Origin of the sequence: Streptomyces sp. 71268 (assembly GCF_029392895.1) — a bacterium.
Lineage (GTDB): Bacteria > Actinomycetota > Actinomycetes > Streptomycetales > Streptomycetaceae > Streptomyces.
Genome location: NZ_CP114200.1, coordinates 3,587,989 through 3,604,346 on the forward strand (window position 1 = coordinate 3,587,989; position 16,358 = coordinate 3,604,346).

The window sequence follows — 16,358 nt, forward strand, 5'->3', positions numbered from 1 at the left end:
CCGACCCTTCCGGGGTGTGCACGACGCCGGGTACCCAGGAACGGCGCCGTGATGACCGCCCGTTCCGTCCTCATCTCGTGGCCGGTCCGCAGGGGTTGGCGCGCCGTCGTCGGGTACGCGCGCGTCGCGCGGGCGGGGGCGGTCTCGGTGGCGTAGTTCGATTTGCGCCGCGCGGGGAAGCGATCCGGACCCGTCGGGCCCGGTTGTGTGTTTCCCTGGCATCCCGTGTCATCGAGGGGGGTATCAGGAGTCCATGAGGTTAAGCGTGCTCGACATCGGGTCGAACACCGTCCGGCTTGCCGTGAGTGACACGAGGGACGGAGTGCCGCTCCCGGTCCACACCGCCAAGTGGAAGCTGCGGCTTTCCGAACAGGTGGGGGCGCAGGGGCAGCTCGGCGAGGCGGCCACCGAGCGGCTGCTGACGGCGGTGCGGGCGGCGACGGAGACGGCCGCCCGCTGGGGCGCGCCGGAGCCGTTGGCGTTCGCCACCACCGTGGTGCGCGAGGCGCCCGACCGGGCGAGGGTCCTGCGGACGGTGCGCGAGCGGACCGGGTTGAGCCTGCGGGTGCTCCCGGGCGAGGTGGAGGCCCATCTGACGTTCCTCGGGGCCCGGCGCTGGATGGGCTGGAGCGCGGGCCCGCTGTCCGTGTTCGACATCGGCGGCGGCTCACTCGAGGTCGCCTTCGGCCGGGGCCGGATGCCCGACTTCGCGGTCTCGCTGCCGCTGGGCGCGAACCGGCTCACCAACGAGTTCCTGCACGCCGGCGACCCGCCGTCGGCCGCCGACATCGTCGCCCTGCGGCGCCGGGTGCGCCACCAACTCCGCGACGTCGCCACCCGCATCCGCTGGGAGGCGCCGCACACCTCGGTCGCCACCTCGCGCACGTTCCAGCAGTTGGCGCGGCTGTGCGGGGCGGCGCCCGGGCGGCACGGCCCGTTCGTCAAGCGCGTGCTGCGCCGCCGCGACCTGCGCGTGGCGATCGACCGGTTGGCCGCGCTCCCCGCCGAGCAGCGGGCCGAACTCCCCGGCATCACCAGACCCCGGGCCCGCCAGAGCCTGGCCGGCGCGGTCGTGGGCCACACGGCGATGAAGCTCAGCGGCGTGCACTCCCTGGTCATCTGCCCCTGGGCGGTGCGTGAGGGCATCCTGCTGCGCTACCTGGAGGACGGCCCCGACTGGTGGGCCGAGGTCGAGCACCCGGAGGCGGCCGGCTGGCCGTTGGAGTCCGCGCCGCCCGTAGCGGCCACGCCACCGCACCCGGACGGGGCGGCGGCGCCGGAGGCGGCCTCGTCCCTGGCACCGGCGCCACCCCTGGCCCAGCAGCCCCTGGGGCATCCGCCGTCCCTGGGACAGCCGTCATCCCCGGGCGGTGGTGCGACGGGCCATCGCCCGCTGCGGGTCGCCCTCGCGCAAGCGCGGCGCTGAGGCGGGAACGCGCGGCGGGCGAAGCCCGAGCACAGGCGCTGTGAGACGTGGGAGGTGCGGGCGGCGTACGGGGCGTACGAGGGAGTGCGCGGGCGTACGGGTTCGTACGGGTGCGGGTGGTTCAGGCCGGGCCGGGGGCGGGCTCGGCGTGGGGCTTGGGCTCGGCGGCGGGCTCGACCACGGACTCGGCCTCGTGCTCAGCCACGGACTCGGACTCGGCTGCGGGCTCGGGCCCGGTGACGTGGGGCAGGAACAGGGTCGAGTCCGTGTGGACGGTGACGCGTACCGGCGTGAACGTGGTGGCGTCGACGGGCGGTTCGGCCGTGCTGGAGCCGCGCGCGTAGCGCGGGTGGGCGCCGCCGCTGAGCTGCCAGCGGACGCGGTGGCCGGCGGCGAAGCGGTGGGCGGTGGCGCTCATCGGGACCGTGACGTACGCGGGGGCCCGCTCGGCCGCGCGTATGCGGCCGAGCCCGTCGCAGACGTTGACGGAACGGCCTCGCTCGTCCACGTCGCACAGCCGGGTGAACAGGTCGGCCTCGCCGCCGTCCGTGCTGACGCTCAGCCGGGCCGAGACCGGGCCGACGATGTCGATCGGCTCGGCGAGCGGGGGGCTGGTGAAGGTCAGGACGTCGTCCCGGGCCTCCAGGCGGCCGTTGTCGCGGGGGCCGGCGGCGCGGGAGAGCAGCGGGCCGCCGACGGACGGGGTGGGGTCGGCCGGGTCGTAGCGGAACGAGGCGAGCGGTGCGCGGACCTCGGTGGCCTGCCGGGTCAGGTGCCCGTCCGGGGCGGGGAACCACGGGGCGACGGCCCCGGCGGGGGGCCAGTCGGCCAGGTCGCGCCAGACGTCCGCGCCGCCGACGTGCACGCGCGCCCGCGCCCGGCGCGGTTCGGACGGCTCGGCGCACAGGTGCGCGCGCAGCCAGCCGAGGCTTTCGGCGAACACCTCGGGCCAGCCTTGTCGCAGCGCCGAGGTGTGCGTCCAGGGGCCGATGAGCAGGGCGGCCTCGCGGCCGGCCCGCCGCAGCCGCGCGTACTGCTCGAAGGTCTGGTCGGCCAGCACGTCGTGCCACCCGGTGATCAGGCTGGTCGGCACCCGCGAGCCGGCCGCGACGTGCGCCAGTGAGGCGCCGCTCCAGTACGGGTCGTCGGCGTCCGGGTGCGTCAGCACGTCGTCCAGCCAGGGCAGCGGGCCGCCGAGGGCCTCGGGGTAGGCGGTGCGCAGCGGCTGGGCCTGGGTGACCGCGCGCAGCCGACGCTGGAGGCGCAGGATCGCCTTCAGGAACGGCCGCCAGCCCTGGTGCTGGTAGGTCAGGCCGGCACCGACGGCGAGGGCGTTCTCCAGTTGGAGCGCGCCCCGGGTGTGGAAGAGGGCGTACGGGTCGTGCAGCCCGACCTGGACCACCATCGCCCGCAACTCCGGCGGCGGGTCCACGGCCAGCGCCCACTGCGCGTACCCCAGGTAGCTGGGGCCCACGGTGCCCAGCGCGCCGTTGAACCAGGGCTGCTCGCGCAGCCACGCCACCGTGGCCAGGCCGTCGGGGGTCTCGTTGCGCCACAGGTGGAACGCGCCGCCCGAGCCGCCGGTGCCGCGGCAGCTCTGGAGGACCACGTGGAAGCCCTGTTCGGCGAAGAGGATGCCGAACTGCGCGGACCACGGGAAGCCCCGGCCGTAGGGCGAGCGCACGAGGAGGGTGGGGAAGTCGCCCGTGGCGCGCGGGAAGTAGTGGTCGGTGAGCAGCGGGCTGCCGTCGGCGGCGGGGACGGCCAGGCCCGGTTCCCAGCCCGCCGCGTACCGCCGGGCCGGCAGCCCGCGCCAGGTGGCCCGCGCCAGCCGGGCGGCCAGCGGCGGCTTCCCGGGCGGCGGCGCCCAGGTCGGGGTCGGCGCGGGGCCGTGTGTGCGTGCTGCCATCGTCACCCTCCTCATTCGCGTACGTCGTACGAGAATAGGGGATGCTTGGATGGGCACCCACGGGAGCCGGCACTCCCCGGCGCTGGCACCGCACGGTGCCGGCACTCTCCGACGCTCTCTGGCACTCTCCGACGCTGATTGGTCGCGACGGCCGGAGTCCGCTGGAGCCGGTGCCGGGCGCCGCGACGTTCGCCGGTGAACCGGGAAACCGATGAACCGAGGTACCGAGGTACCGAAGGATGAGGAGGGTGCGGCCGTGACCCGTGACCCGGACGCCGGTGCGGCGGGGATCGACCCCGAGCGGCTCTGGCTGGGCGACCCGCAACCCCGCAGGGGCCGCCGGCCCGCCTACAGCCGGGAGGCGATCACGGCGGCGGCCGTCGCGCTGGCCGACGCGGAGGGCCTCGAAGCGGTCACCATGCGCCGGGTCGCCGCGCGGGTCGGGGCCGGCGTCATGTCGCTCTACAGCTACGCGCCCGACAAGGAGACGCTGCTGGAGCTGATGGTCGACCACGTCAGCGGCGAACTCACCGCGTCGGGCCCGCCCATCACGCCCAGCGGCGACTGGCGCGCCGACCTGAAGGCCGTCGCCCACCTCCAGCGCTCCCACATGCTGCGCCACCCGTGGCTGCCCGCCGCCCTGGCCACCCGCCGCAGCCCCGGCCCGAACACCCTGGCCTTCCTGGAGCACGTGCTCACGATCCTGCGGCCCACCGGGTTGGACGGCGCGTCGAAGCTGGAGGTCTTCGCCCAGCTCACCGCGTTCGTGAGCGGCCACGTCGGGCACGAGTTGGCGCAGGCCGCTGCCGCGCGGTCCGCCGACCGCGCCGCGGCCGAGGCCCGCTACCTGGCCACCGTCGCCGCCGACGGTCAGCACCCGGAACTCGCCGCGGCCCTCGCCTCGCCGGGCCGCCCGCTGTCCCCCGAGGCCACCTTCGGCCGCTTCCTGGGCCGCCTGATCGACGGCCTCGACGCCGCCGCCTGACCGGCCGACCCACCCGACCCACCGAGCCACCGAGCCACCGAGCCACCGACCCGCCAACTCACTGTCTCGTCGTCTCGCCGTCTCGTACGCGGCGTGCCCTCGCGCCCGGCCCCCCGGCCCCTCACCCGGCCTCTCCGGCCCCCCCTCGCGCGGCGGCGTCGGGGCCGCCGCCTACTGTGAGCCCGGTGACGGACGAGAGCGCGGCGCTCCTGCGGCTGACGGGGGTCGGACGGCGGTACGGGGACCGGCCGGTGCTGCGGGCGGTGACGCTGGAGGTGGCGCGCGGCGAGTGCGTGGCGCTGGTGGGCGACAACGGCTCGGGCAAGTCGACGCTGCTGCGGCTGGCCGTCGGACGGGAGCAACCGTCGCGGGGGACGGTGGAGTTCGCCGGGTCCCCGATCGACGAGGACGAGGCGGGCGTACGGGCGCGCGTCGCCACAGTGCTGGACGCCGGCGCGCACTACCCGGACCTGACGGCGCGTGAGCACCTGCTGCTGGTCGCGCTGGCGCACGGGCTGCGCGTGACGGCGGCCGAGGAGGCGGTGGCGGCCGAACTCGCCGCGTACCGGCTGACCGACCACGCCGACCTGCTGCCCGCCGCGCTGTCCTCCGGGCAGGCCCAGGCGCTGCTGCTGGCCTCGGCGTTCGTACGGCCGCACGAACTGCTCGTCCTAGACGAGCCCGAACAGCGGCTGGACGCGCACGCGCGGGGGGAGTTGGCGCGCCGGCTGGCCGCGCACCGGGACGCGGGGACCGCCGTGTTGCTGGCGACCCACCACGAGGGCCTGCGCGCGGTGGCCGACCGGGTGGTCCGGCTCGACACCACGCCGGCCGGGGCGGCGGGCGAGGGCTGAGGTGGCGACCCATCCGGCCCTGGCCTACCTCCACGAGGTGCGCGCCGGCGCGCGCAGGGCGAAGCGCAGGAGCGCGTGGTTCGCGGCGTACGCCGGCGCCCTCATCGGGGGCGTGTGGGGGCTGCCGCTCCTGCTGGCGGCCGCCCGGTCGGGCGGCGACGGCGCGCGGGGCGGCGCGCTCGGCGCGCACACCCTGGACGCCCTGCCCCTGCTCGCGCCGGCGGCGCTGCTCGTGGCCCTGCTCCTGATGGGTTACGGCGCGACCTGGCGGGGCCCGGTGACCGTCGAACGGCCCGCGCTGACCTGGCTGTTGTCGGCCCCGCTGGCGCGCGGTCCGGTGGTGCTGCCACGCCTGCTGGCCGCGCTGGGCCTCGCCGCGACAGGCGGCGCCATCGCGGGCGGCGTGGCCGGCTTCCTGCTCTCCGCCCTGCGGGGCGCGCCATGGGCCGGCGCCACCGCGGCCGGCGGGTGGGCCGGCCTGTGCACGGCGCTGGTCGGCGGCGCGCTCGGCGTGGCCGTCGAGCGCCACGAGCCGTCGCTGCTCCGGCGTGGGACGGGCGTGCTGCGCGCCACGCGCGCGGCGATCGCCGCGCTGTGCGCCGGCGGAGCGCTGGGCGTGGCCTGCGGCGTGCCGTCCTGGCTCGGCGCGGTGTGCCTGTGGTCGGGCCCCTGGGGCTGGGCGGCGCAGCCGCTGGTCGCGGCCGTGGACGGGCCGGCCCCCGGCTGGCGCGTGGCGACGGCGCTGGCGGCCGGGTGTGCGGCGCTGGCGGTGTGGGCCGCGCGCCGGGCGGCTCCCCTGATACCGCTGGCCGCGCTGCGCCGGCGCGCGACGGTCGCCGCGCAGGTCACGGCGGCACTGTTCGCCCTCGACCTGCGCCAGGCCCGAGGCGCCGTACGCACCCTCGGCACCCCCGGCGCCCGCCCCCGGCTGCGGCTGCCCCCGCCCCGCCACCGCTGGCTGCTCATCCCCTGGCGCGACGCGACCGGCCTGCTCCGCGCCCCCGCCCGCCTGGCCTGGGCCGCCCTGTGGACGGCGGCCTCGGTGGCGCTCACGGCGTACGCCCCCACGGCGCGCGACGGCGCGCAACTGGTCGCCGTCGCGGGCGCGGCCGTCGCGGGCTACCTGGCCGCGGCCCAACTCGCCGAACCCGCCCGCGTCGAGGCCGACGACATCCGGCGCGCCGCGCCGCTGCCCACCACGGCGGGCGCCCTCGCCCTGTGGCACGCGCTCGTGCCGGGCGCCGCGCTGCTGGCCGGCACGGGCGCGGGCGCCGTGCTCTGCGCGCTGGCCGGCCGGTGGCAACCCGGGCTCGCGCTGCTGGTCGCGGCGGTTCCGGCGTACGTGGCGGCGGCGCTGGTCAGCGCGTACCGGGGGCCCGTGCCGCCGCACGTGCTGATCGGCGTCGAGACCCCGATGGGCAACACGGGCGGCCCGCAGGCGGTGGCCTGGTACCTCCGTGGCCCGCTGGTGCTGCTGGGCGCCACGACTCCGGTCCTGGTCGCCACGGCTCGGGCCAGCGGGTTCACCCCGCTCGCTTTCGCGCTGGCCCTGCTGTGGCTGTTGGCCGCCGGAGCGGCGGGCCTGTGGTGGGCGTGGCGTACGGGACGGCGGGTGCTGCGGGGCTGAGCGGGTCCCTGCCGGCCGGGGGTGACGCGGCTGGCCTCGAAGGGCTCGGGCTCGGGCGACGAGCCGAACCCGGACGTGTACGCCAAGCCGCCCATCACGCCCACGTACACGACCACGCCGACGTACACGTGCACGTACACGCACACGTCCACGCCCACGTCAGCGGCGCGTGCGCCCTCCGCCACCGGCGTACGACCCGAACACCGCGCTCCCCCCGACGGCGTACACCCGGTGGTCTGGCTCCCGCTGCCGGGCGAGGGTGGCGGTGGGGCCCGGCCGCCGTCGTACGGACGGCCCGTCGGCCACCACCCGCCGCCCACCATCCGCCACCCACCGCCTGCCAGGGAGACGCCGATGCCGGAGAACAGGGGCGGCAAGCCCGCGGAGCCGGCGATCGTCGCGGCCAACCAGGCGGTCCGGCAGCGCTTCCCCTTCGACGACACGCGCGACCTCGACGACGCCCGACGCGGCTTCCTGGGCACGGCCGACGAGAACCTCGTCCGGGCCGCCGACGGGCGGGTGGTCTGGGACCTGGACGCGTACGGCTTCCTGGCGCGGGACTGCCCGGACACCGCGAACCCGAGCCTGTGGCGGCAGAGCAGGCTGGCCGCCGACCACGGCCTGTTCGAGGTCGTGCCGGGCGTCTACCAGGTGCGCGGCTTCGACCTGTCCAACATGACGCTGGTCGAGGGCGAACGCGGCGTGTTCGTGATCGACCCGCTGCTGTGCGCCGAGACCGCCGCCGCCGGCCTCGCCCTGTACCGCGCGCACCGCGGCGACCGGCCGGTCAGCGGGGTGCTCTACACGCACAGCCACGCCGACCACTTCGGCGGCGTGCGGGGCGTCGTCGGCGACGCCGAGGTCGCCGCCGGGCTGCCGGTCATCGCGCCCGTGGGCTTCCTCGAACACGCCGTCAGCGAGAACGTCTACGCCGGCGCGGCGATGAACCGCCGCGCCGCGTACATGTACGGCGCCACGCTCCCCAAGGGCGAGCGCGGGCAGATCGGGGCCGGCCTCGGGCAGACCACCTCCACCGGGTCGGTCGGCCTGATCCCGCCCACGCTGGACATCACCCACACCGGACAGACGGAGACGGTCGACGGTGTCCGGATGGTCTTCCAGCTCACCCCCGGCACCGAGGCCCCGGCCGAGCTGAACATCCACTTCCCCGACCACGCGGCGCTGTGCATGGCGGAGAACGCCACCCACAACCTGCACAACCTGCTCACCCTGCGCGGCGCCCAGGTCCGCGACCCGCGCGTGTGGGCCCGCTACCTCACCGAGGCCGCCACCCTCTTCGGTGCCGCCTCCGACATCGCCTTCGCCTCCCACCACTGGCCGGTGTGGGGCCGCGACCGCGTCCTGACGTACCTCGGCGAACAGCGCGACCTGTACGCGTACCTGCACGACCAGACGCTGCGCCTGCTCAACCAGGGTCTGACCGCCCCGGAGATCGCCGAGACGATCGAAATGCCCCCGGCTTTGGAACGCGCCTGGCACACCCACGGTTACTACGGCTCGGTCAGTCACAACACCAAGGCCGTCTACCAGCGCTACCTGGGCTGGTTCGACGGCAACCCGGCCCACCTGTGGGAACACCCACCCGTCGCGGCGGCCCGGCGGTACGTGGAGTTCATGGGCGGCGCGGACGAGGTGGTACGGCGCGCCCAACGGTCCTTCGCCGAAGGCGACTTCCGCTGGGTGGTCCAGGTCGTCCACCACGTGCTCTTCGCCGATCCGGAGCACGCCGGCGCGCGGCGGTTGCAGGCCGACGCCCTGGAGCAGCTCGGGTACGGCAGCGAGAACGGGACGTGGCGCAACTTCTACCTGACGGGCGCGCTGGAACTACGCCACGGCGCCATCGGCACCCCCACCTCCACCGTCGCCCCCGACCTGCTGGCGGCCCTGACACTGGACCAGCTCTGCGACGCCCTCGCCATCCGCGTCGACGGCCCGCGAAGCTGGGATGCGGCCGTGACCGTACGGTTCGAGCTGGCGGACGGCGAACCACTCACCCTGCGGCTACGCAACGGCGTCCTCACCCACACCGCCGGCACCAACCCGGCCACCGCCCCGGACCCGGACGCCACGTTCACCCTGGACGAGGCCACCCTGCGCGCGGTCCTGCTCGGCGCTGTCGACCCCCGCGACCTGGCCACCCGCGCGAGCGTCACGGCCACCGGCGACCCGACGAAACTGGCCGAACTCCTCGGTTACCTGAGCGACCCGGACCCCGACTTCGCCATCGTCACCCCCTGACCCGGCGACCGGTACCGCCCCCCGGTACCGGGGCCGCCTCCTCCCCCGCCCTCACCCGTACGGCTCACGCCCTGTGGTACCCGCTGTCCGACACCGGTCAGGGTCGAACCAGACCGCGGCTCCCGGACCGCCGGACCGAAGGGCCACGACCATGAGCGACCACCCGTCCCCGGTACACCGCTCCGCCTCCGGCCGGCCCGATGACCGGCCCGGCTCGTCTCCTCCGCCGGCGAACAGCGCCTGGGCCACCGGAGGCGCCATCCTGGCCGCCGTCCTCCTGCTGGTCAACGGCGTGCTCCTGGTCCTCCAGGGCATCGCCGCGATCGCCGAGGACGACGTCTACGTCCGCCACGACAGCTACCTCTACCGCATCAACCTCACCGGCTGGGGCTGGACCCTCCTGGCCCTCGGCGCGCTGCTACTGGCCACCGGCTGCGGCATCCTCACCGGCCGCCTCTGGGCCCGCGCCACGGCCATCACCCTGGCCGCCCTCAGCCTGGTGGCCCAGTTCCTCTTCCTGCCGTACGCCCCGGTCTGGTCGGTCGTCGTGATGGCGCTCGACCTGTTCGTGATCTGGGCGTTGGCGGTGTATCAGGGGGATCGGGTGGGGTAGGGGGTCCGTCGCGACGCGAGGCGGGGTGAGCCTCTGACGCCCCACCCATGGACTCTGACGCCCCGCCTATGACGTGACCATCCGATCGAGTCGCGGAAGCGAAGTAGGGGGCTGATCGCCGAACCAGGCGTATTCGAGACCGGACAGCAGCCCCGATTCAGTCCACAAGAGGATCTCACCCACGAGTTCGCCCCTCTCGTCGACAACCGTGCACGTCACCGGAGCAGGCCCGGCCGGGAGTTGCCCTCTGACACCAACGCATCGTGAAACCCAGCCAGTTGGGCACTGGCAGGGCCTCACTGCGCCACAGATAGCGCCGCATGCACAGTCAAGCGATTGACAAGAGGGCGGTCCGGCCCAATCCTCCATGAAGGACCGTCCACCTTCTCCACTCACTCTCTGAGCTAACGAACCGTATGAGGATAGGTTTGCCGCACCAGAATACGGGGGCCGTCTGCCTCGGGGTCCTCGTCTAGCTCGACACTGAACCTACGGTCGGGGAAATCTGCACTCAGCTTGGCCGACCACGGCGTAATGAGGAGCTCCGCAAGACACAATTCGGCATCGCCCAGCATATCCGAGTTGGCCGGCCAGTTGGCGAAGAGGTGCCGCACTTCGAACGAGTTGAAGCTGTCGACGAACCGACTCCACGCCATTTCGCCGGAATCACTCCAAGCGGCTACACGGCGCTCGACCTCTTCTGCGTCTCCCACGTTCAACGTGACGAACACAGCACCGCTCACCACCCGAGTATCTGGCCAGAAGAGGCGACTCAGAGAAAGTGCCACGTACAAGTTCGCAGCGTCCGGGAACTGAACACCCACTCTTCTCAGGACGTCGTCTGCGGCTCCGTGAATGCTCATTTCTAATACCCCAGAGGTAGATTCTCACCAGTAGCACTCTCTCCGTGACCGGTGCCCTTTGGATAGCACAAGGGCGGGTTCACGCCGCTGTGCGGCTTACCAGTTCCCCGGAGCCTCGAGCCAGGACGCCACCCAGACGGCGCGGGCGACTCTAGAAATCATGTCTGAGCGCGTGATTCACCCAATTTCGTCCCGCTCAAACCTCGTACGGCCCCTTCGGCATTGTCCTTATCGGGCTGAAGGTGCTCCGCTCTCTTTCTTCTTTTCGAGCCGCAGTTCGATGTCGCATTCCCATCAGGGGGCAGCTGTTGTTGTGCACCAGAACCGGCGCCCCACCAGCCACCAAATAATACGTACGCACCCCCGAAACCGTCAGATCATGCGGGCGCTGAAGCTCGCTGAAATGACGGGTTGAGGCCACCTTCACTGTGGCGCCATCCACCGTATGCAGGCTCATACCGGCCTTGGAGTCGCCCGCGTTCAGCCAGGAGTCACTGTCCACCCAGAAGGGGTGCGTGGCAGTGGCGATCAGGGAATCCTTCTCGTCCTCCGGACCTGCCACCTTCAGGTCAACGAACTCCTTGTCGCCCTCGGTGACGATGGTGCCGACCATCGCGCAAGGTGCGGTTCACCTGGCCTCCAGTCCCACGCTGTTGGCCGCGGTCGGCATAGCCGCTGTTGGCCCCCCAGACCTCGCAGCGGAGCTACCCGCCCGCCCCCTCCCCCGCCGCCGGGCTCGCCTCCAACAGCGGGTTGGCCCGGTCGGCCACCACGTCCTGGGCCGCATCGGCGAAGGCGCGGAGTTGGTGTGTCGTCGCGGAGGTGCGCCACAGCAGGCGCCAGGCGAAGGGCGGCGCGTCCTCGATCGGCACGTACGCCACGTCGGGGCGGGAGTCGAAGCGCTGCGCATGCGCGGGTACGGGGTAGACGCCACGGCCCGCGCCGACGAGGGCCAGCATCTCCTGGATGGTGCCGAAGTCCGGGCCGCGTTCGACGAGGTGGCCCGTGGGCGTGGTCGCGGGCACGGTCAGCGCGTCCACCTCGGGCGCGAGCAGCCGGGGGCGGAGCACGGGGGTGCGGGCCAGGTCGTCGAGGCGGACCGCGGCGCGGCGGGCGAAGGGGTGCCGGGCCGAGACGGCGAGCACGGGGTCTTCGCGGAAGAGGACCGGGCTCTCGCTCACCTCCGGCCGCAGCGGCGGGGCCACGCAGAGCAGCACGTCGATCTCGTCGCCGGCCAGGAGGGTGGTGGCGTCGGCGTACCGCTGCTCAAGGGCCCGCACCTCGCCGGCCGGGTGCCGGGCCCGGAAGACCTCCGCGACCTCGTACACGAACATGCCGACCCCGGCGCCGATGAACCCCACCCTCAGCACCCCGCCGCCGCCCCGGCCCGCCTCGACCGCCCGTGCGACAGCCGCCTGGATCTGGTCGTACGCCGGCGCCAGGTCGTCCCGCAGCTGGCGGCCGATCGCCGTGAGGGCGACGACTCGGCTCGTTCGGTCGAACAGGCGGGCCCCGATGCGGCGTTCCATCTTCTTGACGGCCTGGCTGATCCGGGCCGGGGACACGTGCAGCCGCTCGGCGGTGCGGCCGAAGTGCAGTTCCCGCGCGAGCGTCAGGAAAATCTCGATGTCGCGGTGTTCCACCCGACCCCCTCATCCGTAACCCACAGATTAACGGACCGTGCGGATTCGGCCATTGTTACGGCTGCCGCCCCGGTCGAGAGTGGTGAGCGACGGCCGAGCGGTCGTCACAACGGCCAAGCAGCGATCAAGCGATCAAGCTGCGGCTACGCACCACCAATCAACGGGGAGCACACCATGACGCGGCACCACCCCATGACCCTCGTCCTGGGCGGCACCGGCAAGACCGGCAGCCGGCTCGTGAGCCGGCTGACGGCGCGCGATCTGCCGGTACGCATCGGCTCGCGCGCCGGCGGGCTGCCCTTCGACTGGGAGCGGCCAGCGACCTGGGGCCCGGCCCTGGACGGCGTGCACGCGGTGTACGTCTCGTACTACCCCGACCTGGCCGTGCCGGGCGCGGTCGAAGCGGTGGGCTCCTTCGCGGAGTTGGCGGTGGCCCGTGGCGTGCGGCGGCTCGTGCTGCTGTCGGGGCGCGGCGAGGACGAGGCCCTGGCCTGCGAGCGGGCGCTGGTGGTGGCGGCCGAATCAGGGGCAGCCGGATCGGGGACGGCCGAATCGGGGGCGGGGGCCGGTGCCGGGGCTGACTGGACGGTGTTGCGGTGTAGTTGGTTCAGCCAGAACTTCAGCGAGGGTTACCTGCTCGGACCGGTGCTGGCCGGCGAGGTGGCGTTGCCGGCGGGCCCGGTGGGCGAGCCGTTCCTCGACGCGGACGACATCGCCGACGTGACCGCCACGGTGCTGACCGAGGACGGGCACGCGGGCCGGGTCTACGAGCTGACCGGGCCCCGGCTGCTCACCTTCGCCGAGGCCACGGCCACCATCGCCGAGGCCACCGGCCGACCCGTCCGCTACGCCCGGATCGGCCCGGAGGAGTTCGCTGCCGGGCTCGCCGCCGAACAGGTGCCGGCCGACGTGGTCGCGTTCCTGGGCTACCTCTTCGGCACGGTCCTCGACGGCCGCAACGCCAGCGTCACCGACGACGTGCGACGCGTCCTGGGCCGCCCCGCCCGTGACTTCGCCGACTTCGCCCGGGCCACGGCGGCCTCGGGCGCCTGGATCGGGGAGTGACCCGCGATGCAACTCAAGACCCTGCACACCGTCGCGCTGCTCGCGGCGACCCTCACCACCGGTCTGATGGCCGGCCTGTTCGCCGCCTTCTCGTACGCGGTCATGCCCGGCCTCGGCGGGTCGAGCGACCGCACCTTCGTGGAGGGGATGCAGAAGATCAACGCGTCCATCCTCAACGGCTGGTTCATGTTCTGCTTCCTGGGTGGCGTCGCGTTCACGGCCCTCGCCCTGGCGCTGAGCCTGCGCTCGGGCGCCGACCGCGCGGCGCTGCCGTGGATCATCGCCGGACTCGTGCTCTACCTGGTCATGTTCGTGATCACCAGTGGCGTGAACGTGCCCCTCAACGACCAGTTGGCCAAGGCGGGTGATCCGGCCCGGATCACCGACCTGGCCGCCGTCCGCCGGGACTTCGAGGCCCGCTGGGTCACCTGGAACACCGTGCGCGCCGTCGCCAACATCGCCGCCTTCGCCGTCCTGGCCTGGGCCCTCGTCCTGCACGGCCGCGCCACGGCGTCGTCAACGGGGGCGGCTGAGCCCGGGGCTGGGGGTGGGGCTTCGGTTACGGCTGCGGCTCGGGCCGACGTGTCCGGGCCGGGAGCCGTCTCGTACGGGTCGAGAGTGGTTGCGTACGGGCCTGGGTCGGACGCGCACGGAGGGGGAACGGTCGCGTACCGGTCGGGAGCGGTCGCGTACGGGAGGGGTACGGGCGGGGCGTCGGCGCCGTCATGAGTTCGTGGGTTCCGCGAGGGCGGCATCCAGGGCGGCGAGGTGGCGGGCGACCGGGCCGAGGGTGAGCAACCCGCTGCCGGCTCCCGCCAACTCGCCTGCGGCGGGCAGGAGTCGTGTACGGGCGAGGCGCATGACGGCCCGGTCGCCGACGCCGATGGCGGCCCGACCGACGAGGCACCACATGGCCTCGTACAGCAGGTCGTGGGGTGGTGGCGGGGCCGCGCGGAGCGCCGTCGCCGCCTCCGCGCGCCGGCCGCCGGCGAGCAGGAGCAGCGGGCGGACCCACGGCGCGTAGGGGCCCCAGTCGGTGTCCCGATCGACGCTCCGGTCGGCGCCTTGGCCAGCGGCCGGATCGGCGGGCGGCGGCGCGGCGCCCGGGGCCTCCTCGGCGCCCTGGTCCTCGCGGGTCAGCCGCAGGCACAGCAGCGCCAGCGGCAACAGGCCGCGCTCCAGGCCCGGCATGCCGGCGCCGTCCAGGCGTGCGGCGGCGGCCCGGTAGGCCGCCTCGGCGTCGGGCCCCGTGGGCTGGCCGGTCGCGGCGAGGCGGAGCGCGCGGTACCACTGCGTGAACACGCCCACCAGCGGTAGTTCGTGCCGCTCGGCCAGGTCGTCCACGGCGGCCGCGTGCCGGTCGGCGGTGGTGAAGTCGGCGAGCGCGCAGCGGGCCTGGACGCGGACGAGGTGGCCGAGCACCTCGTAGGTGACCAGGCCGTGCCGGGCGGACAGGGCGACGAGTTCCGCGCCGATCGCGTCCCGGTCCGGGGCCAGGCCCGCGCGCTCGAAGCACTGCATGAACCGCCCGCCCAGCGCGAACGCGAGCAGCGCCGGGTCGTCCAGACTGCGGGCGATCTCCTCCGCCTCGCGGGCGGCGCGCGTCGCGCGCGGGGCCGGGGGCCGCGAGGCGGGGGCTGCAGGCACTGGAGAGCCGGTCGCCGCGAGGGTTGCCAGGTCGGCGGCCTCCGGCGGGTCGGTCGGGGACCGGGTACCGCGGGTCTCCAGGGCGATGGTGGCCAGCAGGCGGGCCCGGGCCGCCGCGTGGCCGGGGGCGGGGAGGGCGGCCAGGGTGCGTTCGGCCGCGGCGACGATGCGCGCCGCCTGCTCCGGGTCGTCCGCGCGGGTCCAGATCGCCGGTACGTCGTACGCGCCGATCACCCGCGCGGTCAGCTCCGGATCCCCCAGCTCCTCCGCCGCCGCGACGGCCGCCACCCGGTGCGCGCGGGCCGCCTCCAGCCCCTCACCTCCGGTCAGCGCGAGGCTGCGGAGCAGGCCCACCGTCGATTCGAGCCGGGCCCGCGCCCCGGCGGAGACGGCCCGGTCGTAGTCGGCGGCGGCCCGCGCCCACACCCGGGCCGCGGCGCCGGCGGGGTCGGGGGCGTCGGGGTCGGGGGCCTCGGGGTCGGGGGCGTCGAGGCCGGCGGCTGGCCGCACCTCGGCGGCCGGGGCCGCGCCCGACGGACGCTCCGCGTCCGGGCCGGAGGCGTCCAGACCAGCGGCGTTCATGGGGGTAGCGTCCGAGTGGGGAACGTCCAGGTGGGCCGCCTGGTCGAGCACGTCCGCCTCCAGTTGGCGCAGGCCAGGGCCCGGGTCCACGCCGAGCTGCTCGACCAGCAGCGCGCGGGCCCGGCGCAGCACGGCGAGCGCGTCGCCCTGCCGGCCCGTGCGGTAGAGCGCGAGGGCGAGCAGCCGCCAGGCGTCCTCGCGCCACGGGTGCTCGGTCACGTGCGCGTCCAGGTCCGGCACCGCCTCCGCGGCCAGCCCGAGCGCCAGCCGCGCCCCGGCCCGCCGCTCGACGGCGTGTAGCCGCAGCTCCGCCAGCCTGGCCCGTTCGGCGCGGGCCCACGGCGCCTCGGCGAAATCGGCGTACCCGGGCCCGCGCCACCACCCGAGCGCCTCGTCGAGCCGTACGAGCGCGTCGGCCGGCGGCAGCGTGGTCGCCGCCGTCACCGCCCGCTCGAAGCGCCACGCGTCCACCGCGTCGGGCTCGGCGCGCAGCGCGTACCCCGGGCCCTCGGTGACCAGCAGCCGGGCCGGCGCGCGCGGCGGGCGCTCCGGTTCCAGCGCGCGCCGGAGGGCGGCGACGAAGGTGCGTACGGCGCTCACGGCGCCCGCCGGCGGCTCCTCCCACAGGTCGTCGACGAGGTGGCCGACCGGTACGACGCGACGCCGGGCGACGATCAGCCGGGCCAGCACCGCGCGGTGCCGTGGGCCCTTCAGCGCGATCGGCTCCCCGGTCTCGTCCCAGGCCGACACCGGCCCCAGCACCCCGAACACCGCCCGCACCCGCACCGCCTCTCCGTACCGCCAGCCTCTCCGTACCGCCGTCCGCTCATCGCGTACCGCCAGCCGCCCATCGCGTACCGCCGTCCGCACACCACGTACCGGGTC

At 74.8% G+C, this 16,358-nt stretch carries 12 protein-coding genes and 1 pseudogene; 8 read left to right on the forward strand and 5 right to left on the reverse strand.

Going from position 1 to position 16,358, the window contains the following annotated elements; all coding sequences use genetic code 11:
- Window positions 1-253: 253 nt before the first annotated feature.
- Window positions 254-1,192 (forward strand): annotated as a pseudogene (locus tag OYE22_RS13640) (Ppx/GppA family phosphatase); the annotation flags it as partial.
- Window positions 1,193-1,547: 355 nt separating this feature from the next.
- Here OYE22_RS13640 and OYE22_RS13645 read toward each other — a convergent pair.
- Window positions 1,548-3,335: a CocE/NonD family hydrolase gene (locus tag OYE22_RS13645; RefSeq protein WP_277320654.1), complete on the reverse strand. Its 1,788-nt coding sequence runs from the start codon at window positions 3,333-3,335 to the stop codon at window positions 1,548-1,550.
- 256 nt (window positions 3,336-3,591) lie between these two features.
- Here OYE22_RS13645 and OYE22_RS13650 point away from each other — a divergent pair, with 256 nt between their 5' ends.
- The 5 genes from OYE22_RS13650 (at window position 3,592) to OYE22_RS13670 (ending at window position 9,673) form a co-directional block, all read left to right on the forward strand.
- The gene (locus OYE22_RS13650; RefSeq protein ID WP_277320655.1) at window positions 3,592-4,320 is read left to right on the forward strand and encodes a TetR/AcrR family transcriptional regulator; all 729 of its coding nucleotides are present in this window, start codon (window positions 3,592-3,594) and stop codon (window positions 4,318-4,320) included.
- A 185-nt stretch (window positions 4,321-4,505) separates the two neighbouring features.
- The gene (locus OYE22_RS13655) at window positions 4,506-5,174 is read left to right on the forward strand and encodes an ABC transporter ATP-binding protein (RefSeq protein WP_277320656.1); all 669 of its coding nucleotides are present in this window, start codon (window positions 4,506-4,508) and stop codon (window positions 5,172-5,174) included.
- 1 nt (window position 5,175) lies between these two features.
- Window positions 5,176-6,801 carry a hypothetical protein gene (locus OYE22_RS13660; RefSeq protein WP_277320657.1) on the forward strand — a complete coding sequence of 542 codons (1,626 nt, stop codon included), beginning with the start codon at window positions 5,176-5,178 and terminating at the stop codon, window positions 6,799-6,801.
- Between the two features lie 354 nt (window positions 6,802-7,155).
- The gene (locus OYE22_RS13665; protein WP_277320658.1) at window positions 7,156-9,060 is read left to right on the forward strand and encodes an alkyl sulfatase dimerization domain-containing protein; all 1,905 of its coding nucleotides are present in this window, start codon (window positions 7,156-7,158) and stop codon (window positions 9,058-9,060) included.
- Window positions 9,061-9,211: 151 nt separating this feature from the next.
- Entirely contained in the window at window positions 9,212-9,673 is a 462-nt protein-coding gene (locus tag OYE22_RS13670; RefSeq protein WP_277320659.1) for a hypothetical protein, read from the forward strand.
- Window positions 9,674-10,077: 404 nt separating this feature from the next.
- Here the strand turns inward: OYE22_RS13670 and OYE22_RS13675 are convergent, their stop codons facing one another.
- From OYE22_RS13675 to OYE22_RS13685, 3 genes are all read right to left on the reverse strand, one after another.
- Window positions 10,078-10,416 (reverse strand): hypothetical protein, encoded by a 339-nt coding sequence (locus OYE22_RS13675; protein WP_277320660.1) that lies wholly within the window; start codon window positions 10,414-10,416, stop codon window positions 10,078-10,080.
- Between the two features lie 316 nt (window positions 10,417-10,732).
- Window positions 10,733-11,149 (reverse strand): polymorphic toxin-type HINT domain-containing protein, encoded by a 417-nt coding sequence (locus OYE22_RS13680; protein ID WP_277320661.1) that lies wholly within the window; start codon window positions 11,147-11,149, stop codon window positions 10,733-10,735.
- 91 nt (window positions 11,150-11,240) lie between these two features.
- Entirely contained in the window at window positions 11,241-12,179 is a 939-nt protein-coding gene (locus OYE22_RS13685) for a LysR family transcriptional regulator (protein WP_277320662.1), read from the reverse strand.
- A gap of 174 nt (window positions 12,180-12,353) precedes the next feature.
- On the opposite strand from OYE22_RS13685, the gene OYE22_RS13690 reads away from it, so the two are divergent.
- Together OYE22_RS13690 and OYE22_RS13695 are read left to right on the forward strand one after the other, a co-directional pair.
- Complete coding sequence (locus tag OYE22_RS13690; protein WP_277320663.1) at window positions 12,354-13,244, forward strand: NAD(P)H-binding protein; 891 nt, start codon at window positions 12,354-12,356, stop codon at window positions 13,242-13,244.
- Window positions 13,245-13,250: 6 nt separating this feature from the next.
- Window positions 13,251-13,973: an anthrone oxygenase family protein gene (locus OYE22_RS13695; protein WP_277320664.1), complete on the forward strand. Its 723-nt coding sequence runs from the start codon at window positions 13,251-13,253 to the stop codon at window positions 13,971-13,973.
- On the opposite strand, the gene OYE22_RS13700 is transcribed toward OYE22_RS13695, so the two are convergent.
- Window positions 13,968-16,253, reverse strand: coding sequence for a BTAD domain-containing putative transcriptional regulator (locus OYE22_RS13700; protein ID WP_277324124.1), 2,286 nt, complete (start codon window positions 16,251-16,253; stop codon window positions 13,968-13,970). The genes OYE22_RS13695 and OYE22_RS13700 overlap by 6 nt on opposite strands.
- Window positions 16,254-16,358 lie beyond the last annotated feature (105 nt).

What these genes read in the sequence shown, in the direction of transcription:
- OYE22_RS13670 (WP_277320659.1), top strand. Translation starts at nt 9,212, where the DNA reads ATGAGCGACCACCCGTCCCCGGTACACCGCTCCGCCTCCGGCCGGCCC.
- OYE22_RS13695 (WP_277320664.1), top strand. Translation starts at nt 13,251, where the DNA reads ATGCAACTCAAGACCCTGCACACCGTCGCGCTGCTCGCGGCGACCCTC.
- OYE22_RS13690 (WP_277320663.1), top strand. Translation starts at nt 12,354, where the DNA reads ATGACGCGGCACCACCCCATGACCCTCGTCCTGGGCGGCACCGGCAAG.
- OYE22_RS13680 (WP_277320661.1), bottom strand. Translation starts at nt 11,149, where the DNA reads ATGGTCGGCACCATCGTCACCGAGGGCGACAAGGAGTTCGTTGACCTG.
- OYE22_RS13645 (WP_277320654.1), bottom strand. Translation starts at nt 3,335, where the DNA reads ATGGCAGCACGCACACACGGCCCCGCGCCGACCCCGACCTGGGCGCCG.
- OYE22_RS13665 (WP_277320658.1), top strand. Translation starts at nt 7,156, where the DNA reads ATGCCGGAGAACAGGGGCGGCAAGCCCGCGGAGCCGGCGATCGTCGCG.